This window comes from Mycoplasma seminis (assembly GCF_030718845.1).
Lineage (GTDB): Bacteria > Bacillota_I > Bacilli_A > Mycoplasmatales > Metamycoplasmataceae > Mycoplasmopsis > Mycoplasmopsis seminis.
The window spans coordinates 791,963-815,491 of the sequence record NZ_CP132191.1 but is presented as its reverse complement, the minus strand read 5'-3'; the positions used below and the strand labels follow the sequence as shown (position 1 = coordinate 815,491).

Here is a 23,529-nt window from a genome sequence, read left to right as displayed (position 1 = left end):
ATATGGCTAAATTTATAGATGAAGTTTATGTAAGTATCCAAGCCGGAAAAGGTGGAGATGGAATGGTTTCATTCCGTCGTGAAGCCCACGTTGATAAAGGTGGACCAGATGGTGGAGATGGTGGAAGAGGTGGAAATGTTTATTTCATTGGTGACCATGGAAAAAACACTCTTTTAGCCTTTTATAAAAATAAACATATTGTAGCTAAAGATGGGGTTAAAGGTGGACCTAAAAATCTTTATGGTGCTAATGCAGAAGACACTTTTATCCGTGTACCTGTAGGGACATTAGTATATAATGGTAAAAAACTTATAGCTGATGTTATTGAAGCTAATGTTCCATATTTAATTGCTAAAGGTGGAAAAGGTGGTAGAGGAAATACTAAATTTAAAACTGCTAAAAACACTGCGCCTAGAATTAGTGAAAATGGTATGCCTGGAGAAAAGTTTGAAGCACATATAGTACTTAAAATTCTTAGTGATGTTGGTGTTGTAGGTAAACCATCAGCTGGTAAATCAACATTTTTAAATGCTATTTCTAATGCTAAAGCAAAAGTAGCAGATTATGAATTCACCACACTAGTTCCACAACTTGGTATGGTTAAATTCCACGATGATTCCTTTACAGTAGCAGATTTACCTGGTCTTATTAAAGGAGCTTCTCTTGGGAAAGGGCTTGGAATCCAATTCCTTAAACATATCGAACGTTGTAGAGTAATTGCACATATTATTGACTTTGGTTCAGAAGAAAAAAATCCAATTGAGGACTTTGAAACTATTAATAATGAACTTAAATCATACAATTTAAAACTTGAACATAAACCACAACTTGTTATTGCTAATAAATCAGATTTAGAATGCTTTGAACAACATTATCAAGAATTTAAAGCTAAATATCCAGATGTTGAAGTAGTTAAAATTTCAGCTATCTTCCATGAAAACTTAGAACAAGTTAAAGCTAAATTATGAGACATGATTTCTAAACATGATATGCAAGCAATTGAAGAAGATGATGAAGAAGAAACAGTAATCGAATATGAACCTGATTTTGTTATCAAAAACCCATACAAAGGATATTTTGAAGTTGAAGGTAAAAAAGTTGAAGAATTATACAACCGTATTCCAATTAATACATTTGATAACTTAGTTCGTTTCAATAACATCCTTAAGAAAATGGGTGTTTGAGAAGAACTAGTTCGTATGGGAATTGAAATTGGTGATACTGTTTCAATTTACGGATTCCAATTTGAATGAACTGATGAAAATAATTAATAAAACTGTACAAACAATACATTTAGTCCTAAAAGTGTCTATGTGTATTGTTATTTTATATATATAATAGGATAAAATTAAATAATAAAAACTAGGAGGAATATATGAAAAAAAGAGCTGGAGTAACTTCGCTATTCTCAAGTGCTGGAATAGGGACTTTTTATCTAGATAAAATTGGATTGGATGTTACATTATCAAATGAATTGTTAAAGAAGAGATCTGACTTTCATTCATTTCTATATCCTAAATGTAACTCTATTTCAGGGGATATTACTAATCCAGAAATATTTAATAAATTAATTAAATTACATAAAGAATTAGGGAACAATATTTTGATCGCAACTCCTCCATGTCAAGGTATGAGTGTTGCCGGAAAGAACGATCCAAATGATATTAGAAATTTATTGATTACAAATGTTATTGAATTCATAAAATTGACTCACCCTAAATTAGTTTTAATTGAAAATGTAGCTCAACTTTATAAAACAAAAATATTTGTTAATGGAGAATTTATATTGATCACTGATTACATATTAAAAGAGCTTAAACCATATTATAAAAATATTAATTTTTACACTGTGAATGCAAAAGATTTTGATACACCACAAGAAAGAAAAAGAGCATTAGTTGTAATGAGTGATGAAGAATTTCAAATGCCTGAGCCAACAAAAGCAAAAACAGTTAGAGATGCTATTGAGTTTCTACCTTCATTAGAAGCAGGTTGTTATTCTGATATTAAATATCATTATGCAAAAAAGCACAGTGAAAGACAAATCACTTGAATGAAACATACTCCTACCGGTAAAAGTGCGATGGAAAACGAAGTTTATTACCCACAAAAACCTAATGGGGATAAAATAAAAGGCTTTTCTACAACATATAAAAGAATGGAATGAGATAAGCCTGCTCCAACTATAACTATGGCTAATGGTTCTATTTCAAGCCAAAACAATGTTCATCCTGGTCGTTTATTAGAGGATGGAACATATAGTGATGCTAGAGTACTTACTCTTAAGGAAATTTTCTTATTGAATGGACTAGATGATACATTCGAAGTCCCTGAATGAGCTTCTGAAAACTTAGTGCGTGAAGTTATGGGTGAGTCAGTTCCACCAAAGATCTTTTATTTATTTTTAAAAGGAAATGCAGATAGTCTTGAAAAGATTAAATAATCAATTTTGAAGAGCTCCTGGTAATAAAAGAGTCTTTGATGCACCACTACAATATATTGTCCCAATACAAGTAAATAAAACAGTAAATAATATTTGTAATTTCTTTTCGTATTATGCATTAGAATATTTTTTCAATAATAAAGAAAAAAAGATTAAATACAATGAAACCACTAGAAAAATATTATTTAACTACATCTTAGATAAAATGCCTTTTGATTACGAAACTAAAACAACTAATAGTCATTTAGTTAAATCATTAGTTTTCTATAAATTACTCCAAGTATACGAAGAAGAGGACAAAAAATATATAAGAATTACATTTGATGGAATAGACTTCTTTTCTAACTGAAAAGAATATATTCAAACAAATGAGCCTAAATTAAATTACAAGTTGATTGATATATTTTGCAGATTATTATTAGAGGTAAAATATCCTTCAAATGCATTGTATGATACAACAATAAACTTACATCTTTATCCTTTTAGAATACTTTTTGTATTACTAGAAAATAAAAAAACTTTAAGTGTTGATTTTATTAAGAATAAACTGATTGATATTGTTTCTTATCATGATTTTATTGAATACTTTGAAAATGATATTATAGTATCTTCTGATAACCATAGTTTAAATGAATTGAAAGATAATGCTCGTGATAAATTTAAAGCATGATGCATACAATCGTTTGTTGCAATGGGACTTTTACTTAATGATGGTAAAAACATCACTTTAAACCCTGAATATGAAAATATTATTAATAAGTATTTATCATCTATTGATATTAATCATAATTTATTTTATGAAGCAAATGAAAATATTATTATTAAGCCTTCTAAAGAAAAAAATGCTAGAAGTGCAATTGTTAAAAAGTATGTATTAGGAACTGCTAAAGAATGTTATTTTAAAAATAAAGTATTTTCAGTATTTAATAATGGTGAACAATTTTATATTCATCATGATACTTTTAGAAAAAGAGATAATTCAATTTATTTAGAGGGACATCATATTTTACCCTTTTCAGCAGCTGATTTATATTGCTCACAGAATGGAAAAAATGTTGATTCGCCTGAAAATGTAATACCATTATGTGCTACTTGTCATAGATTATTGACTTTTGGTACAAGTGAACAAATTTCTAGTTATACTGATGAATTATTAAATTATCTCACAATGAATAATTGAACTTTTGTCACAAAAGAAAGATTATTAGACTTCTATTACATAGATGTAGAAAAAATTTAGATATCTTTATAGGCATTAGCTATTATTGCTGATGCTTTTTATTATATTTTTTAAAAAAGCTGTTTAAAAATCACGAATATCTTATATAATATATACAAATTATGGGGCAGTACTCAAGAGGCTGAAGAGGTGGTCCTGCTAAGACTATAGGGGAGGCAACTCCCGCGGAGGTTCAAATCCTCTCTGTCCCGCCATTGAAAATAAATACTAGGCAACTAGTTTTTTTATTGACATTTTTTCATTCAGTAATATATCTAAAAAACTAAATTTTATCAATATGAAAAAATGTGGAAAATTTCCACAATAAAAAATTTATTTACTATTTTTTTCTTTTTGTTCTATAATATAGATATAAACAACATAAAATATAAGCCTACGAGAGGAAAAAAATGACAAAAAAAGAATACATTAACGAAGTTGCTGAACGTTCAGAATTCACACCAAAAGATGTAGAAAAAGTATTTGATGCAATGGTGTTTGTTCTTAAAGAACAATTAATCATGGAAGAAAAAGTTAGATTATCACACTTAGGGATTTTCTCAACAGTTGTAAAACCTGCTAGAACAATGTCTAACAAATTCAAGAAAACAGCTGACGAACCTGATTACATCGAAGTTCCACAAAGACGTGTTGTTAAATATACACCATCAAAATACTTACGTGACTTAGTTGATTTTAAAGCTTAAGAAAAAATAGTTAATAAGCCAGGAAACTCAAGATTTAAAAAACTTGAGTTTTTCTTTATTTTTTCATATGAAATTGACTTTTTACTTTTAAACTCTTGATTTAAGAAATCGACACTTATTTTATAAAATTCATTATAAAGTGAAAAATATACTATGACAAAAGCAATTCCACCTTGTGAATTTATTAAACTAAGATATTGCAATTGATGCAAGCGAAAATTAGACAAATCTAAGCTTTTTTCATTAGTGCTTTTAGCTTCAAAAGCTACAAATTTACCTTGATACATCCCAATGTAATCCACTGTAGATTTAAGTAAAGTAATCGAAGCTTTAAATTTATTGTGCGAGATATTTTTTAAATCGCTAAAAGAAGTAGGAACTGCTTTTTTCTCAATAAAAGCAATATTGTTTTCTCAATAATATTTAATACTTTGATTAATTACACTTTCTAGAAACATTCCACGATTTTTACTACTCATATTATTTATATGAAAAAATCTTATGGTGAACTGAAAAAAAGTTTTATTTTTCAGCTTATATGTTTAGTTTTATCATAAAAAATATACAATTATATAAAAGAGGTAGCGATGAATAAAATTTTAATAATTGGTAACTGAAAAATGAATACAACCTATTCTCAATGTAAAGGTTACATTGAGAAAATTAAGGATTTTTATCTAACTAATGAAAAAATCTTTCAAGATAATATTTATTTTGGAATTGCAGCGCCTTATATTGCTCTACCAGCTTTTGCTAATTTAAATTTAGATCATTTTGTGTTAGTGTCTCAAAATGTTTCAAGTAATTCATGTGGATCATTTACTGGAGATATTAGTGCACAAATGCTAAAGGATTTAGATGTTAAGTATGGAATAGTTGGACACAATGAACGTAGAATATATCATGGTGAAACTAATGCAAAAGTAAATGCAAAAGCTAAAGCACTAATTTCACAAGGTATTATTCCAATTATTTGTGTTGGTGAAGACTTACAACAATTTGAACAAGGTTTAACTAATGAAGTAATTAAAGCTCAAGTACTTGAATCAACTAAAGATTTACCAGCTGATAAGTATGTAATTGCTTATGAACCAATTTGAGCTACTGGAACAGGGAAATGTGCTTCAAGTTGTCAAGCACAAGAGGTATCTAAATTTATCCGCAGTTTAGTTAATAAAAAATGCCGTATTTTATATGGTGGAAGTGTAACTGAGGAAAATGTTACTAAGTTAATTAATAAAGATGATATTGATGGATTTTTAATCGGAAAAGCAGCACTGGATAGTGAAAGATTTTTTGAAATAATCAAAAAAGTTTATCAAGCTAAAAATTAGGAGAAAAGCATGGAAAAGAAAAAAATCAAAGTATTCATTGACTTTGAAGCAATTACAAATAACTTTTTAAAAAGAATACCTCGTAAAATAGATGTTCCTTTCCTTCCTTACTGTTATACAGTAGGAATGTATAAAAATAATGATTCAAAAAATGCTTTCTTAATTAAATCTTCTTTAATGTCTTTTAAAAATTTTAAAGCAAAAAATTATGTGATTAAATTGAAACAAAATATCTTAAATGATCTTTCAATTTTAGCTAAAGAAGAAATAACTTTAAAAAATATTGATGAAAAAATTGAATTTTATGGATGGAATCCACAAATGGAAAATTTAATCCTAAATCATTTATTCAATGTTCCTTGTTATAATGCTTCACAATACCGTAGAAATAAACCGATTTCACTTTCACTTAAAACTGTTGTACCACATGATGGTGAACAACATTATTTTGCTGAAACTAAAAGAATTATTAAAAGTAAAAAAGCTGGTATAGATATTGATATCTTTAATGATCCAGGCTTTGCTGCAGCTTTTTTAGGTTACTTACGTTTCTTGCATTTTAACAAAATTGCACTTCCTAAAAAAGGCTTAAAACTTAGTGATCAAGATTTTCAAAAAATAGATACTGATATTATTAACTATAATAAAGATGACGTTTTAAAGCTTGATTACTGTTATAAAAATCAAAGCATTATTATGCAAAGATCTAAAAAACTTGATGGATTAAATCAAGATATTAATAAACATTCTTCACTACTTAAAAACCAAAAACAATCTTTAGCTAATTTCAAAAAGATAGTAGATAAAAAAGCAAAATTCAACCCAAGTATTCAAGTTGAAGATTTAAAACAAATGGCTGAAAATAAAATTGCCCAATATAATTTATTACTTAAATTCATTAAAGAATTACCCGATAATATAGTTACTTTAGAAGAAGCTATTATGTGAGCAAATTTAAAAATTGAAAGCACAGAAGACAAGATTTTACAAGCTAAAAAAGAGAAACAAGAAATGTAGCCTAGCGGCTATTTTTTTATAAAAAAATGCATATCAATAACATTTATTGCTAAATTATTGTTTTTTAAAAAATATTCTATAATATAGGCATACATAATATAAGCAAGAATTAATATATATTTATATATATTAAGACTAAAAAATAAATAAATTATTGAAAGGATATGTTATGTCTAAGAAAAATAAAATAATACTTATTTCAACAGGATTAGCAACAGCTGCAACTTTAGTTCCACTTGTTGCTGCAACTACTACTGCTGAAGAGAATATTCCAGCTCCTTCACCAGATTTTGGAACAAGTATAACACCAAGTTCTCAACAATATTGAAATCCGGAATCATTTTATAATAGTTTTCAAAGTAATTGAGCACCAAGTACTTATAAACCTTCTCCAAATAATCCAGTTATTATAAGTGAACCAAATAATGTTGAAGGCTTACCACAAAATGTATCACCTATGAATGCGGAAGAACAAACTTGAACAGTTGTCTTTGATGCTGGTCAATTTGGACAAACTTCTGATTATTCAATGGGGCTTGCACTTTCTGCTGATTTAGAATTCGTACCTGGCTCATTTTATATTTCAGTCGGTAATGACGAAGGCAACTGAATTAATAATATGCAAATTTCAGAATTAGATAATTCAGAAGTATTTTCGAGATTTAAATATAAGCCTAATGATCCAAAAGGCAATCCAAAAGATTTAATAGGTACATATGGATATCCTTATTCAAAAGATAGCAACCACGTAGCAGGTCCGATAAAATATGGTAATGAATGAGCATATATTCAGCAAATTGTAACTTCTAATGGTTTAGCTGACTTGGATAAAGGTGCTGCCTTCAATTTTATTTCAGACAAAGCTAATTTAAATTTACCAGAAAAGACTGCGGCAATAGACTGATTTAAAAATAACTTTTATACAATCGGAAGGGCAATTGTATTTTATACAAAATTTAATACTCAAAATACAAAGATGCCGAAATATACAATTACTTTTAAAACAAGAAAATATGTTTCTAAAGATGTTTCAGCATATTTATATGATTCAGCAACAGGAAACACAATAAAAGGAAGTGGCGGAGGAGCAGCATTTATCTCTGCATTCTGAGCCCCAATGGGCGGTGATCCAAGATACTTTACCGGATATAAATATACAAGAACTGGATATCAAGATGTGTTTGTAAATACAAATTTAAACTTCCACATTAATGATGGTAGTTCAATTCCTTCAACAGTTGCAAGACCTAAATTTAAATATGAATTTTTATACGGTGGAAGCAAACCGGAAGTTACTGAAGAATTCACTGAAAGCGGATATGAAAATAAATCAAAACAATATGCTTTCTCATATAATGCTGATGCTGGTATGCGTTTTGAACCAAACTCAACAAGCGGATTAACATACTACAATCCAGATTCAACAGAAAACTTCTTTATTGAAAATAATTTAAGCGTTAATGCTCCAACATATCAATTTACTGATGATATAACAATGTACTTTAGTAATGAATGATATCAAGCTAAAACTAAATTAGTTCAAACTATAAAAGATGCTGGTAAACCTAAAGGTAATGATAAGGAGATTTGAAGCAAAAGCGTTGTTTCTGCAGCATTAGATTATTTAAGAAAAAAAGATAATAACGCATTGAAATACCAAGCAAAAGATTGAACAGCAGCTAAAATGAACGATTTACGATCTGTTAAAAATGTTAAATATGAACTTGAATCTTCTAAAGAACTTATAAAATTAATTTTAGACAAACAAGGACCTCAAACTAATAATTATAAATATGCTGATACAAAACTTCAAGAAGCTTATGATACAGCTTATAGAGCAGCGAATGCAATTGTATCAGATAGTCATACAATATCTCTTGTTACTAATACTGAGGATTTTGCTACAGTAAGAATTACAAGGCTATATAATGCTCTAAAAAGCGCAGCTAATGCTTTAAATGGAGAAAAAAATTTACAAACAGCAAAAGAAACAATTAATAATTTAAATAATTTAACTGAAGAAGTTAAAAAACATTTTATACAATATGTTATAAAAAATACTAATAATGGTTCAACTCTTTCTGATAAAGTCAAAGAAATAGTTAATGTTTCAGAAGCATTTGAGAGAATGGTTACAGAATACAAAAAAGATGTGGCTTTAAAAACTACTGATCCTAAATATTTAAATGCTACTAACCAAAAACAATTTGATGATGTATTAAACGAAGTAAAATCTTCATATGAGCTTACAGATACTGAATGTAAATTAGATAAAAAAACTACTGATCCTGCACGATTTACAAAAGAAATCCAAAAAATGAAAGCTGCATATGACGCTTTAGATGGAATTGAAAAATTAAATGAAGCAAAAACTAATGCCGCTGCAGACATTAATAAACTTAACAATCTTTCAAGTGCACTTAAAACTAAATATATTAATGACATTAATGCTGCTACAGTTATAACTATATCTAAAGTTAATGAAATCAAAGAACAAGCTACAAACTTAAATACACAAGCTGGTGTATTCAAAGAAGATTTAACTAAATACACAAACTATGCTACAGATAATAAATATAAATATGCTACAAATGACTTAAAACAAGCGTTTAAAAATCAATATGATACTTCAAATGGATTATTTAGTAATGAAGAACCAAATGGATTAGTTCTTACAAATGATTCTACTGCGGAAGCATTACAAAAAGCTCAAAGTCAACTTGATCAAGCTTATGATGCTTTAGATGGAACTAAGAATCTTCAAGATGTTGAAAATGCAATTAATGCTTTACCTAACTTATCGCCAGAACAAAAAACAAATTTAGTTAATAAAGCTACAGCTACAGCAGATAAAGAAGCGTTAGATAAAGTTTTAAAAGATGCTCAAACAGCTGATAATGAAGCTTTCCAAGCTCAAAAAGATGCATTAAAGGATCAAATCGATAGCTTAAATAATTTAACTGATAAACAAAAGGAAACGGCTAAAGAAAATATCCAAAATGCTAAAAATCTTGCTGATGCTAATACAGCAAAAACTAATGCTGACAGCCTTAATACAAATATGGGTACTTTAAAAGATCTTATTAAGGATGCTGAACAAGTTAAAAAATCTTCTGATTATATAAATGATCCTGAAAAGCAAGCTGATTATAATAATGCTATTGCAAATGCAGATAATGCTATCAAAGCACAAGATAGTAATTTAACTCCTGAACAAGTTAAACAATATACAGATGCAATTAACACAGCAAAAGCAGCTTTAAAAGGTGAAGAAAAACTTAAAGCAGCTAAAGAAACAGCGATAAATAATTTAGCTAACTTAACAAATTTAAACCCAGCTCAAAAAGAAGCTGCACAAAAAGCAATTAATGATTCAACAACACTTGATGATGTTACTACAGCAAAAACTAATGCTGATGACTTAAACACAGCAATGGGACAATTAAAAGATGCAATTACTTCAGGTAATGATGCAAAAGGAACAAATAATTTCACAAATGCTAGTGAAAAATTAGCTGAAGCATTAACAGATGCTTTAACTGAAGCTGATACAGCAACAGGAAAAGATGGAGCTGCACTTACAAAAGAGGAAGTTAATGCATTAAAAGATAAAATAACTGATGCGGTTTCTAATTTAGATGGTAATAGTAGACTTCAAGAAGCTATTTCTACTGCCGAAACTAGTTTAGGACAATTAAATAATTTATCTCAAGAAGTTATTAATAAATACAAAGAAGAATTAAAAACTAAAACATCAAATTCTGATGTTAATGCTGTAGTAACTAAAGCTACAAGCTTAAATGCTAAAGCTGGTGAATTATTATCAGCAATTTCAAATAATCAAGCTATTGTATCTTCTAATACAGATCCTAGATATGTTAACGCTACAAACCAAAATGTATTAACAGATGCTATTGCAAATGCAAATAAATTATTTAATAATAATAAATTAATTAATGATTCTACTGTAGAACAATTAACTCAAGAAATCGAAAAATTAAATACAGCTTATAATAAATTAAATGGATTAGATCAATTAGCAAAAGCTAAAGCAAAAGCAACTGCAGAAATTAATAAGATGAAGAATCTTTCTGAATATCAAAAGCAATCTTTAAACCAACAAATATCTGAATCTAATGATGAATCTTCAATTACTACAATTAAACAAGGCGCTTCACAATTAGATACAGCTATGGAAGCTTATAATAAAGCTGCTGAAACATACAAAGACACAGCTACTACACCAAATTATAAATATTCTTCTACAGCAACTCAAGAAGCCTTTACTAATGCAAATAATGCTGTTCAAGAACAACAAAATAAATTAAATGGTACAGAAATAATGGATCCTGCAACCATTAATTCACAAACTGAAGCATTAAATAATGCCGCAACTGCTTTAAATGGTGCAAACAACATTGAAAAAGCTACAAAAGACATTAATGCTTTAACTAACTTACCAGAAAAAGATAGAAAAGATTACATTGCAAAAGCAAAAAACACTACAAACAAACAAGCTTTAGAAGATGTTGTTCAAGAAGCAACTAATGCCGCAAATCAAGCTTTAGCTAATGCTAAAACAGCTGCAATACAAAATATTGATTCACTTAAGAATTTAACAAAAGCTCAAAAAGATAAACTTATTGAAAATGTAAAAGAAAAAACAGATATTGCTGATGTAAATACTGTAGAAAGAAATGCTACTACATTAGATAACACAATGCAAGCAGCAAACACAACAAATAATGATAAATCTGCAGTTGAAAAATCTTCAAATTATGTAAATGCTTCTGAAACAGCAAAAGCTGCATACGATACAGCAATTAAAGCGCTTTCAGACGCACTTACAGCTGCTCAAAATAAAGAAGATCCTAATTTATTAGATAATGAAAATATTAAAAAATTAACTCAAGCTGTTGAAACAGCAAAAACAAACTTAGATGGAGATTCTAGATTATCACAAGCCAAAACAGCTCAAAAAGCTGAAATAGATAAACTTAAAAACTTAAATACTGCACAAATTACAGCAGCTAAACAAGCTATTGATGATGCTAATACTCTTGATGGAATTTCTACAGCTGTAGAAACTGCAAAACAACTTAATACAGCAATGGGTGAATTAAACTCAGCAGTTGCAACAGCTAAAGAAACTACACAAAAATCAACAAATTACATTGATTCTTCAGCGGATAAACAAACAGCATTAAATACAGCTATTGAAAATGCTGAAAAACAATTACCTAATGGTGCAAGACAAACAGCTCTTACAAAAGAACAAGTAGAAGCACTTAAAAATGCAATTACAAAGGCTACAAATGAATTAGATGGAGCTGCTGAATTAGAAAAAGCCAAAACAACTGCTAAAACTACATTAGATGCATTAAGTAACCTCTCACCAGAAGTAATTAAAACATTCAAAGATCAATTACCTACAGCTACAAGCAAGCAAGCTGTTGCCGATATAATTGAAAATGCTGAAAAATTAAACACAGCTGTTGCTGAAATGAAACAATCAATTGATAAATATCAAAAGGTTGTGGATGAAAATACTGATCCTAAATATGTAAATGCAACAAATAAAACAGCACTTACAACTCCTTTAAGTACAGCTCAAGGATTATTAAATGAAAAAGGACAATTAATTGCAAACAACACTGTTGATGGAATTAATAAAGCTAAAACAAATATTGCTAACGGATATAATGCTTTAGATGGTGATACTCAACTTTCAAATGCTAAAAACCAAGCTAATAACTATATTGATGGATTAACTAACTTATCTAAAGCACAAAAAGATGCTTTAAAAACTAAAGTTAATGCAGCAACAAAAATATCAGATATTGACGATATTAAAACAACAGCTGACACCTTAAACACAAACATGGGTGCATTTAATAAAGCTGCAAGTGATAACGCAACTACAGCTGATACACCAGCGTACAAATATGCTGAAACAGCAAAACAAAATGAATTTAATAATGCTTTAAAAGCTATTACAGAACAACAAAAACAAGAAAATGGTGTAGCTGAAATTGATCCTGCTACAATCGCACAACAAACACAAGCTTTAACAACAGCTGCTAGTGCTTTAGATGGTGCAAAAAACCTTGATAATGCTAATAAAGCTATAGAAGCTTTAAGTAACTTAACTCCTGAACAAAAACAAGATTTTAAAACACAAGCATCTCAAACTAATAACAAAGAAGCATTAGATGAAGTTGTTAAAAATGCTACTCAAGCCAATGCTGATGCATTAGCTAATAAAAAAGCAGAACTTAAAAAACAACTTGAAAGCTTAACAAACTTAACACCAAACCAAAAAGCACAAGCTATTGAACAAATTGATGTTGCCGCAGATAATGTAGCTGCGCAAAGCGCATATGATAATGCAAATACATTAAATACAAACATGGGTACATTAAATTCTCTTATTAATGATGCGCCTAATGTTAAAGCTTCATCGAACTATGTAAATGACCCAGCACATCAAGCTGCATACAATAATGCTATTGATGCTGCAACACAAGCTAAAAATGATACTAAACAAGCTCCTTTATCAGCTGCAAAAGTTAAAGAATTAACAGATGCTATTGAAAATGCTAAAACAGCTCTTAATGGTGAAAAATTACTTGAACAAGATAAAACAGCTAAACTTGCTGAATTAGATAAATTAACTCACCTTAACCCAGCTCAAAAAGAAGCTGCAACAAAAGCAATTAATGATGCAACAACAACTCAAGGCGTTGCTGATGCTCTTGCTACAGCTACTGCATTAAATAATGCAATGGATGCATTACAACAAGCTGCAAATACTGCAGAAGCAGGAAAAGGTGATGTTAACTATACAAATGCTTCAGTTGATAAACAACAAGCTTTAACTGATGCTATAAATGCTGCTACAACAGCTACTGCAGCAAATGGAACTAACTTAGATAAAACTGCTGTAGATAAATTAGCTAAAGCTATAGCTGATGCTGTTAAAGGATTAAATGGTGATAGTAATTTAACAACAGCTAAAACAAATGCAAATAAAGCTTTAGATAAATTAAATAACCTTTCACAAGCTGTTATTGATGCATATAAAACTGAAGTTGCAGCTGCAACAAGTGATACTGCAGTTAAAGCAATAGTAGATAAAGCTACAGCATTAAATAATAAAGTTGCTGATTTACAAAGCACAATTAATACATATGAAGATAAAATTACAAATAAAGATCCTAAATATGTAAATGCTACAAATAAAGATTCATTAGATAATCCATTAAATGCTGCTAAAGCATTACTTGATAAAGAAAATAAATTAATTGCTAATAATACTGTTGATGGAATTGCTACAGCAATTAAAAACATTCAAGATGGATACACAAACCTAGATGGAGACACAGTTCTTACAAATGCTAAAGATACAGCTACAAAAGCAATTGATGCTATGAAGAATCTTTCAGCTGCTCAAAAAGCTGCATTAAAAGAACAAGTTTCAGCTGCAAATGATACAGCTACAATTGATGGTATTGCTACAAAAGCTCAATCATTAGATGATGCAATGCAAAAATTCAACCAAGCTGCAAGTGATAATGCAACTACAGCTACTACACCAGCTTACAAATATGCTGATAGTGTAAAACAAAGTGAATTCGACAAAGCATTAAAAGCTATTAAAGATCAACAAGATTTAGCTAAAGGAACAACGCAACTTGATCCTGAACAAATCAAAAAAGATACACAAGCTCTTACACAAGCTGCAGCGGCCTTAAATGGTGCTGAAAACATTAAGAAAGCAAAAGATACAATTAATGCTCTTGAAAACTTAACACCAGAAGAAAAAGAAAACTTCTTATCTCAAGCTAAAGTTGCAACAAATAACGAAGCATTACAAGCTGTAGTATCTAAAGCACAAGCTGCTAATACTAAAGCATTAGCTGATAAGAAAGCGCAACTTCAAAAAGCTGTTGATTCATTGAGTAATTTAACTGAAAACCAAAAAACAAAAGCTAAAGAAGATATTGCTAATGCAACTAATGTTGCAAATGCTCAAAATCAATATGATGCTGCAAATGACTTAAACACAGCCACAGGAACATTAAAAGACTTAATTAAACAACAACCTGAGGTTCAAAAAACAAATAATTACATTAATGACCCAGCACACCAAGGTGCATATAATACAGCAATTACTAATGCAACAAATGCATTAAATGATACTGAACAAGCCCCTTTATCAGCTGCAAAAGTTGCTGAATTAACTAAAGCAATTAAAGATGCAAAAGCTGCTTTAGATGGAGATAAAATCTTAAAAGATAAAAAAGCTGATGCAATTAAGAACTTAGATAAAACATATCCAAACTTAACTCCTGAACAAAAACAAACAATTACAGATAATATTAATTCAGCTACTGATTTAGATAACTTAGATAATGTTCTTAAAAATGCAAAATCAGTAAATGATAAAATGGATGTTTACAATAAAGCTTTACAAGCAGTAAATAAAGATTCAAATAACTTTAAACTTGCTGATGATACTAAGAAACAAGCTTTAACTGAAGCTTTAGCTAAGAAAGTTAATGATTTAACTGATCCAGGACAAATCCAAAATGCAATTGATGCTATTACTACAGCAAATAATGCATTAAATGGTGATGACAACTTAACTAATGCAAATAAAGCTATTGATGCTTTAGATAACTTATCTAAAGCTCAAAAAGATGCATTAAAACAAACTGCAGCTACATCTGCGAATAAAGAAGCTTTAGATACATTAGTAAATAACGCAACAAACGCAAATACTAATATTGGAACTTTAAAAGATGCTGTTAAATTGGCTAACGCAGTTAAAGAACAATTAAGCAATAACAATAATGTTACAATGCCTGAAGACAAAACTACTGCTATTGCAAACAAAGTTGCTGAATTAGACAAATTATTAACAGATGCAAACAATGTATTAAACAATAATATTGATACAGCTAAAGTTGCTGATATTGCTACATTAGCAAATAGCTTAACAACTTCAGCAAACAAAGCAAGACAAGAAATTGTTGCTCCAGCTGTTGAAAGCTTACAAGAAGCCTTACAACAAGCTAAAGATGTAACACCAGCTAATGAAGCATTACAACAACTTATTGCTCAAGGTGATAAACAAATTGCTTTAGTTCCAGAAATGGATAAACCTATAACATATCCAAATAATGTTTTCGATGTAACCGATTTAACTAATAAACTTACAAATGAAACATTACGTAATAAACTTCAAAATGTAATTAATGCATTACCTCAAGAATTAACTTCTTCACCTTACTTCAAAGAAACAATTCTTAATAATGCAAATGCTACAGTAGCAAACCCTGCTGCTACAAATGAAGAATTACAAGCACAACTTGATAAGTTAGATAACATTGCAGCTAAAACACCTTTATATCAAGAAATTGATAATGCTAAAGATGTATATCAACCAAATGCTAACTTACAAACAGCACTTAATAATGCAATTGATGCTTTAAATTCACCAGATAATAAAGCTAAAGATCAAAACTTCTTTACACAAGAAGCTGAAAAATTAGCTAAATCAATTGCATCAGATAAGTTAGATAAAGTTATAGCTCAAGCTAATGCTATTGATCCTAAATCAAATAACTTATCTCAAGCTATTGCAACAGCAAATGGTGTATATAATAATCCAAATTCAACTACACAAGAATTAAATGATGCTGCTGAAGCACTTGAAAAAGCAATTAAAGAAGAAAACTTACAAAAAGCTAAAGACTTATTAAACAAAGTATCTACGGGCTTAGATGCAAACAAACTTTACAATGCTCCACAAGCATTACAAGACCAATATAATAATTCATTAAAACAAGCACAAGACTTTGTAAATAACGCACTTGCAAGCGGAAGTCTTCCTACAAATGAAGAAATGAATAACTTCAACCAAAATGTAATTGCTAAAGTAACTAGTGCTGAAGCTCAAATTAATTTATTCCCAGCTGAAGAATTCAAAAATGCTGATGGTGCAAAAGAAACTTATGTTGCAAACGCTTTAGATAAATTAAAATATCTAAACCCTGAAACTAAAGCTAAATACACCGAAGCATTCAATGCTGCAACAACAAATGCAGCCGCTGAAGAAATCTTAGCTAATGCAGCAAAAGAAAATGCAGATAATAGCGCTAATATTAATGCTGTTATTGAAAACTTAACTAATGCTGTAAACAATAAAACAACTGCAAATGTACAAGCTGCAAATGATTTAATTGCTAAATTAACTTCTGCTCCAGCTGCTATTGTGGATGAATTAAATGCTAAATCATCTGCTGTAAGTGAATTATTAAATGCAAACAATGCATTAAATACTTACTTAAATACAGATTACAAAGATGAAAATGCTTTCCAAACAAACAAAAACGCTTTAGCACAAGCTAATGCAAAATTACAAAACCAAACTGCAAATGATGCTTTAACACAACAACTTGTTAATACAATTAATTCAGCTAATACAACATTAAAAGCAAATGAAAAATTTGTAAATGACTTAATTCAAGCAATTGAAGAAAAAGATGCTGAAAAATTAAATGCTCTTACAAATAATGCTGCTAATGTAAATAGCGACTTAAGTGCCTTTGTAAATGCTCTTAAAGATGCAAACTACTTAGCAATCTTAAGTAAAGAGCCAAAACAAATCACAAGACAAGATGTTAAAGATATTCAAGATCTTGTTAACTCAGATGCCTTTAGAAATGCTCCTGAATTACTTCGTAGTTTAATTAAGGATGACTTCAAAACTAACTCAGCCTTCCCATGATGAGCATGATTAGTAATTGTTTCTGGATTAACATTCCTTTCAGGTATTATCCTTCTTACATTCAAGAAGTAATACAAAAATTCCAGCTCACTCGAGCTGGTTTTCTTATACCTTTAGTCCAATGCCCTAGGGGCAAAATAAAATCCAGCTAAGCTGGAAATAATTATTATAAGTATGTATCACTTGGTTTAAGTAATGCTAAATCAAATTCAACAACAACTTTTTTACCGAATGATTCAAGTTCAACTACTGCGATATCTTTATCAACATCAATCATTGCAATTGGGCCAACTTCACCTTTGTATGGACCATCAATAACTTCAACTAAATCACCTAATTTAAGACCAAGAAGGTTTTTACCTTCTCTAAATAAATCGTAGAATTCAGCTTCGGCACGATTCATTTTCTTAATTTCAATATTTGAAACTGGAGTTGGTTTTGCTCCTTTTCCTGATGATCCGATAATCCCTGTAACGTATTGTGTGTTACGGATAACGTATCAAGCTTCATCAGTCATATCCATGTTTGCAAATATGTATCCTGGATAAATGTTAACATACTTGATTTTATAATCATCACCAAGACGTTTCTTTTCCATTTCTTTAGGTGTTAATGTTGGTTTTTTGTACATTTTAAAAGCACCATCTTCAGTTGCTTCATTATTAAAGCTCTCAGCCACATTTTCAGCCACGATTCTGTTTTTTAAAGCTTCTAAAACTTGTTCTTCTTTACCACGGATTGTAGATATCATGTATCATTTGAATTTTTTATCCATAAGTTTCTCCTTAACCTGCATGAATTGCGGTTCATAATGATGTAAATCCCATTGTTACACCATAGACAAATAAAGCGAAAATAACTGTGAAAACAATAATTATTGCTAAATTTTTTCAGTTTTGTTTAGGTGAATTTCATCTAACACGTTTAATTTCTTTAACTACTTTACGGAAGAAATATCTTTTCTTACGATTCTTTCATCTTTCTTTAAGAGAAGGTTTCTTAGGTTTGTTTTGTTCACTTGCAGTAGTTACTTCTGTATTATTAATAGTTTGTGAAATGTTTTCTTGTTCTTGAGACATTATAATTCCTCTTTGTGTAAAGAGTGCACTTTGCAACGAGGACAGAATTTTTTAATCTCAATTCTTTCTGAATTACCGGCACTTTTTACAGTAACATAATTCTTTTTTCTACATAATTCACAAGCTAAAGACACTTTATTATTTTTCATATGTTTATTTTATCATAAGTTGCTGTTTTTCAGTGCAGAAATGCTTAAGAATATGGTAAAAAAACTAAAAAATTTAAATTTAGCAAATTTTAAGCAAACTAAAAAAATAATTTTTACTAAAAAGTTAAAATACTCTATTTTTTATTAGGTATTTTTATTTTTTTGTTTAAAATAAAAATGTAATGAAAAATAATACATATAAAAAACAAAATAATAAGTATTGCTTTAGTGATTTTATGTCTTTAATTCATATTTTAGTAATACTAGGACACAAAAAAATTCCACTGACAAGTAAACAAATTGCAGCAAATGCAAATATTAATCCAGTTAAAGTTCGTAGTATTTTACAAGCTTTAAAACCAACTGGATGAATTGAAACAACACATGGAATTAAAGGTGGATATAGCTTAAACATAGAGCTAAATAAAATTCAGCTGCATCAATTGTTAGAAGTTTTAGATTTAGCATTAGTATCTAATTCCTGAGCAAGTGGATTTGCAGATTCTGAATGCATAATATCACGTAATATCGCAAGCGTACAACAGGATTTAATTAATTCTCTTAACAATGCTATTAGTGAAGAATTAAAAAAAATTAATTTAGAAGAAATTGAACAAAAAATTATTAAGAAGGAACAAGATGAATAAATATGATGTAGTAATTATTGGTTGGGGTAAAGCTGGAAAAACTTTAGCCAAAAAACTTGCAAGCGAAAACAAGAAAATTGCAATTATTGAAAAAGATCCAAAAATGTTTGGAGGTACATGTATTAATGTTGGATGTCTTCCAACTAAAGCTTTAGTACATGCAAGCAAAATTGCACAACAAGCTAGAAAATTTGGGGTAAAACTCAATTGAAATGAAAAACAAAAATATTATTATGAAGCAATTAAATACAAAAAAGAATTTGTTAAAAAGCTTAATGATAAAAACTTTAATTTATTAGATAAACAAGACAATATTGATACATATGTTGGAAGTGCAAGCTTTATTTCAAAAAATGAAATTGAAATTAGCTCATCAAATCATAAACAAGTTATTTTTGGGGATAAAATTGTTATAAATACAGGGGCTAAAAACCGTAAATTAGACCATAAAGTTGAAGTTAAATCTAAAAATGCATTTTATAGCAATGATATTTTAAATTTAACTAAATTACCAAAAAGATTACTTGTAATAGGTTCAGGGTTTATTGGCTTAGAATTTGCCTCAATTTATGCTAATTTTGGTAGCAAAGTAACTGTATATTCACATAATGATGTCTTTATGCCTTCAGAAGATGCTTCTGATGCAGCTGCGGTTAAACAAGCGCTACAAGAACAAGGAATTGAATTTGTAAATAATGTAGATGTAAATTCTATTAAAGACTATACCAATGATGTAAAAGTAATTAGCACAATTGAAGATAAAAAAATGCAACAACATTTTGATGCAGTACTTGTAGCGATTGGAAGAATTCCTAATATTGATTCTTTATGATTACAAAATGCTGGTGTGCAAGTGCAAAATCACACTATTGTAGTGGATGAAAACTTAAAAACTACCACTGAAAATATTTGAGCTGTTGGTGATTGTAAAGGTGGAGAATTTTTCACATATATTTCTCTAGATGATTCTCGTATTGTATTTCCTCAATTACTTGAACAAGTTAATGAAAGAACTAGAAATAATCGTCCAATTATACCTTGAAGTATGTTTATTGACCCAATTTATGCTCGGGTAGGAATGAATGAAAAGCAAGCGCAACAAGCAGGTATTAAATATAGTGTTAGAAGTCTATTAACAGCTCAAATTCCTAAGGCACATGTAATTAATGAAACAACTGGTTTTAATAAGCTTTTATTAAATGAAAACGATGAAATAATTGGTGCAACATTATTCAATTATGAAGCAGCTGAAATGATTAACATTATTTCACTTGCAATTGTTTATAAAATTAAATTTAGCGACCTTAAAAACTTTATTTACACCCACCCAACATTTATTGAAAATCTAAATGAGTTTTAAAAAACTCACCCGAAGGTGAGGACTTCCGTAAGGAAGTTTTATTTTTGCTTTTTAGCTTTAAAACTTTGAACTGCTTTAGTAATTTCTTCACAAATTAATAAGGTAAATCCTAAAAGTAAAGGAATTAATCAATAAACAGTTGAATAGTTTTCGAATCTAATTAAATCAACGTTTCCAAATAATTGAGCAAGACCTGGAACAAAGGCTGAAATAATCATGCAAATAAAGCTAAAACTACTTGCTAAGTAAACTAATTTATATTTTTTAAATGAACATTTAAAGATACTATTTTTAGACATTAAGTTAAGTGAGTTAAGACTTGAACCAATACCTAAAGTAATAAATGTAGCAGTTGAAGTTAATTTAACAAAATCTTTTTCAACTACACCATTGTGTTGTGCAACTAAACCAACAATTAAATATGAAAGTAATGCAGCTAGTGAAATCACACAACTTTGGATTATTAATCTAATTCCCATACCATTTGCAAAAATGCTTTGATTTTTATTAACTGGTTTTTGATGCATTACATCCACATCACTTGGAATCATTCCGAGAGCTATTGCGGGAAGTCCGTGTGTTAATAAGTTAATTCAAAGCAATTGAGCAGCAGTAAGAACTATAAATTCAGCACTATTAATTGTGTTTTTAAAGATAAATCTAAATAAGAATAATCCAAATAACATTACGATAATTTCTGTAAGAGAAGAAACTAGTAAGTTTAAAATAACAGTTTTAATTCTAATGAATGTTTCACGTCCAGATTTAACTGCTTTAACAATTGTGTTAAAGTTATCATCAGTTAGAATTACATCAGCAGCTTGTTTAGAAACATCTGTTCCGGTAATTCCCATTGCACAACCAACATCACTTGCTTTAAGGGCTGGAGCATCATTTACACCATCTCCTGTCATAGCAACTACTTCATTGTGTGCTTGTCAAGCTTTAACAATTCTAAGTTTATCTGATGGGTTAACTCTTGCATATACTGAGATATGTTTAACTTCTTTAGTAAGCTCTTCATCACTCATGCTTGCAAGTTTATTACCATCGATAGCAATATCACCTTCTGAATAAATTCCTAAGCTTCTAGCAATTGCTACAGCTGTTGTAAGGTGATCTCCAGTAATCATTACTGTTTTGATTCCAGCACTTTTAGCTTCATCAATACTTGTTTTAACATTAGCTCTAGGTGGATCAATTAATCCTACCATACCTGAGAATGTTAAATTAGTTTCGTCTTCTAATGTAATATGAGTTTTATCAGGAGCAACTTTTTTAAAGGCTACCGCAATAACTCTCATTGCTTGATTTGATCATTGTTCATTTTTATGTTTGATTTCATCACTTACATTAGCACATTTTGAAAAGATAACATCAGGAGCACCTTTAGTAATAATAATTTTATCTCCGCTAGGTGTTTGGATAAGTACTGACATCATTTTTCTATCACTATCAAATGGAAGTGATGAGATTTTTTCAAACTTAGAATAAAACATTTCTTTTGAATTGTCTTTTTCAAGTCCAAATCTTAATATAGCAGTTTCAGTAGGATCTCCTACTTCATTATATGCTCCATTTTCATCAAGGTTTACTTCAGCATCACAACAAGCTACAAAACTTCCAAGTGCTTGTGATTTAGCTAAATCATCTCCATGATATAAAGCATCATAAAATTTAACTACAGTCATTTTATTTTCAGTTAATGTACCTGTTTTATCAGTACAAATAATACTTGTAGATCCAAGTGTTTCAACCGCAGGAAATGCTTTAATGATTGCATTTTCTTTTGTCATTCTAGAAACACCAATAGCAAGTAATACTGTTGTGAAAGTAATTAAACCTTCTGGGATAGCAGCAACTGCAAGTGAAATACCAATAATTAAGGCATTTGAATATAATTCAGGATTATTTCATTGGTGGTTAAATACACCAGTTAGAATAATTTGTAATACTGTAGCTAATATAAATAATACAGCTCCAGCAATACCAAAAATTTTAGATAATTTATCAAGTTTCAATTGAAGTGGTGTTTTAGGCATTTCTTGTTCTTGAATACTTGAATTAATTTTTCCTATTTCTGTTTCTTTTCCAATTGCAATAACAAGAGCAATAGCTCTACCTGCTACACAATATGTTCCAGAAAATAATGTGTTATATCTATCACCTAGTGGTAATTGTTCAGCATTAGGAATATCACCAACTTTCTTATCAACTGCTAGTGCTTCTCCGGTAATAGCTGATTCAACCACACTAAGAGAAAATGATTCAACTAATTTTGCATCCGCTGGTATCATATCTCCAGCTTCAATAACAATTAAATCACCAATTGTTAATTGTGATGAAGGAATAACTTGCATATTCCCATCACGGATAACTTTACAACTTAATTCGTTACTTTTCTCAAGTGCTTTAACAGCTTGATCGGATTTAATTTCTTGATAAACCCCAAGCATAGCATTTAAAGTAACTACAATTAAAATAATAAATGGTTCAATATAAGCAATTGCAACTTCACCACTAGAAGTTAATTTTCCTGAGGCATGCTCGAAAATAGCAACTGCAAATGAAAATGCTGCAGCAACTAAAAGCATAATCATCATAATGTCTTTGAATTGTCTTAGAAACATTAAAAAGATATTTTCTCTTTTTTTCGCCTTTAACGCATTTTCACCAAAAGCCTGAAGTCTTTTATTTGCTTCATCTTGGCTTAAACCAGATTTAAGGTCTGTTTGTGTTAAATTTTCCATTTTATCCTTTCTATAATTATTGTAATTAT

At 29.4% G+C, this 23,529-nt stretch carries 14 protein-coding genes and 1 tRNA gene; 10 read left to right on the top strand and 5 right to left on the bottom strand.

Features of this window, described 5'->3' with window-relative positions:
- Positions 1 to 2 precede the first annotated feature (2 nt).
- From obgE to Q8852_RS03400, 5 genes are all read left to right on the top strand, one after another.
- Entirely contained in the window at positions 3 to 1,271 is a 1,269-nt protein-coding gene (gene obgE, locus Q8852_RS03420) for a GTPase ObgE (protein ID WP_305937780.1), read from the top strand.
- 104 nt (positions 1,272 to 1,375) lie between these two features.
- Positions 1,376 to 2,443, top strand: a complete 1,068-nt coding sequence (locus tag Q8852_RS03415; RefSeq protein ID WP_305937779.1) for a DNA cytosine methyltransferase — start codon at positions 1,376 to 1,378, stop codon at positions 2,441 to 2,443.
- A complete protein-coding gene (locus tag Q8852_RS03410) occupies positions 2,427 to 3,683 on the top strand; it encodes an HNH endonuclease signature motif containing protein (protein ID WP_305937778.1) in 1,257 nt (418 codons plus the stop codon). Before Q8852_RS03415 ends, Q8852_RS03410 begins: the two co-directional genes overlap by 17 nt.
- 103 nt (positions 3,684 to 3,786) lie before the next feature.
- Positions 3,787 to 3,877, top strand: a tRNA-Ser gene (locus Q8852_RS03405).
- A 195-nt stretch (positions 3,878 to 4,072) separates the two neighbouring features.
- Positions 4,073 to 4,369: an HU family DNA-binding protein gene (locus Q8852_RS03400; protein ID WP_305937777.1), complete on the top strand. Its 297-nt coding sequence runs from the start codon at positions 4,073 to 4,075 to the stop codon at positions 4,367 to 4,369.
- On the opposite strand, the gene recU is transcribed toward Q8852_RS03400, so the two are convergent.
- On the bottom strand, positions 4,366 to 4,848 hold the full coding sequence (recU, locus tag Q8852_RS03395; RefSeq protein WP_305937776.1) for a Holliday junction resolvase RecU: 483 nt from the start codon (positions 4,846 to 4,848) through the stop codon (positions 4,366 to 4,368). The two genes, Q8852_RS03400 and recU, sit on opposite strands and share 4 nt — an antisense overlap.
- 108 nt (positions 4,849 to 4,956) lie before the next feature.
- Here recU and tpiA point away from each other — a divergent pair, with 108 nt between their 5' ends.
- The 3 genes from tpiA to Q8852_RS03380 all read left to right on the top strand — a co-directional run bounded on the left by tpiA (position 4,957) and on the right by Q8852_RS03380 (position 17,587).
- Positions 4,957 to 5,703 carry a triose-phosphate isomerase gene (gene tpiA / locus Q8852_RS03390; RefSeq protein WP_305937775.1) on the top strand — a complete coding sequence of 249 codons (747 nt, stop codon included), beginning with the start codon at positions 4,957 to 4,959 and terminating at the stop codon, positions 5,701 to 5,703.
- A gap of 9 nt (positions 5,704 to 5,712) precedes the next feature.
- Positions 5,713 to 6,720: a hypothetical protein gene (locus tag Q8852_RS03385; protein WP_305937774.1), complete on the top strand. Its 1,008-nt coding sequence runs from the start codon at positions 5,713 to 5,715 to the stop codon at positions 6,718 to 6,720.
- 169 nt (positions 6,721 to 6,889) lie between these two features.
- Positions 6,890 to 17,587 (top strand): hypothetical protein, encoded by a 10,698-nt coding sequence (locus Q8852_RS03380; RefSeq protein WP_305937773.1) that lies wholly within the window; start codon positions 6,890 to 6,892, stop codon positions 17,585 to 17,587.
- Between the two features lie 94 nt (positions 17,588 to 17,681).
- Here Q8852_RS03380 and nusG read toward each other — a convergent pair whose 3' ends face one another.
- Genes nusG through rpmG form a run of 3 tightly spaced genes read right to left on the bottom strand, consistent with a single transcriptional unit; the run spans position 17,682 to position 18,743 of the window.
- Entirely contained in the window at positions 17,682 to 18,290 is a 609-nt protein-coding gene (gene nusG / locus Q8852_RS03375) for a transcription termination/antitermination protein NusG (protein ID WP_305937772.1), read from the bottom strand.
- A 10-nt stretch (positions 18,291 to 18,300) separates the two neighbouring features.
- Entirely contained in the window at positions 18,301 to 18,594 is a 294-nt protein-coding gene (secE, locus tag Q8852_RS03370; protein ID WP_369810255.1) for a preprotein translocase subunit SecE, read from the bottom strand.
- Positions 18,594 to 18,743, bottom strand: a complete 150-nt coding sequence (gene rpmG / locus Q8852_RS03365) for a 50S ribosomal protein L33 (protein WP_305937771.1) — start codon at positions 18,741 to 18,743, stop codon at positions 18,594 to 18,596. Before rpmG ends, secE begins: the two co-directional genes overlap by 1 nt.
- Positions 18,744 to 18,925: 182 nt before the next feature.
- Between rpmG and Q8852_RS03360 the strand changes: the two genes are divergently transcribed.
- Positions 18,926 to 19,390: an Rrf2 family transcriptional regulator gene (locus tag Q8852_RS03360; protein WP_305937770.1), complete on the top strand. Its 465-nt coding sequence runs from the start codon at positions 18,926 to 18,928 to the stop codon at positions 19,388 to 19,390.
- A complete protein-coding gene (locus Q8852_RS03355; RefSeq protein ID WP_305937769.1) occupies positions 19,383 to 20,750 on the top strand; it encodes a dihydrolipoyl dehydrogenase family protein in 1,368 nt (455 codons plus the stop codon). Before Q8852_RS03360 ends, Q8852_RS03355 begins: the two co-directional genes overlap by 8 nt.
- A 38-nt stretch (positions 20,751 to 20,788) precedes the next feature.
- Here the strand turns inward: Q8852_RS03355 and Q8852_RS03350 are convergent, their stop codons facing one another.
- On the bottom strand, positions 20,789 to 23,500 hold the full coding sequence (locus tag Q8852_RS03350; RefSeq protein ID WP_305937768.1) for a cation-translocating P-type ATPase: 2,712 nt from the start codon (positions 23,498 to 23,500) through the stop codon (positions 20,789 to 20,791).
- Positions 23,501 to 23,529 lie beyond the last annotated feature (29 nt).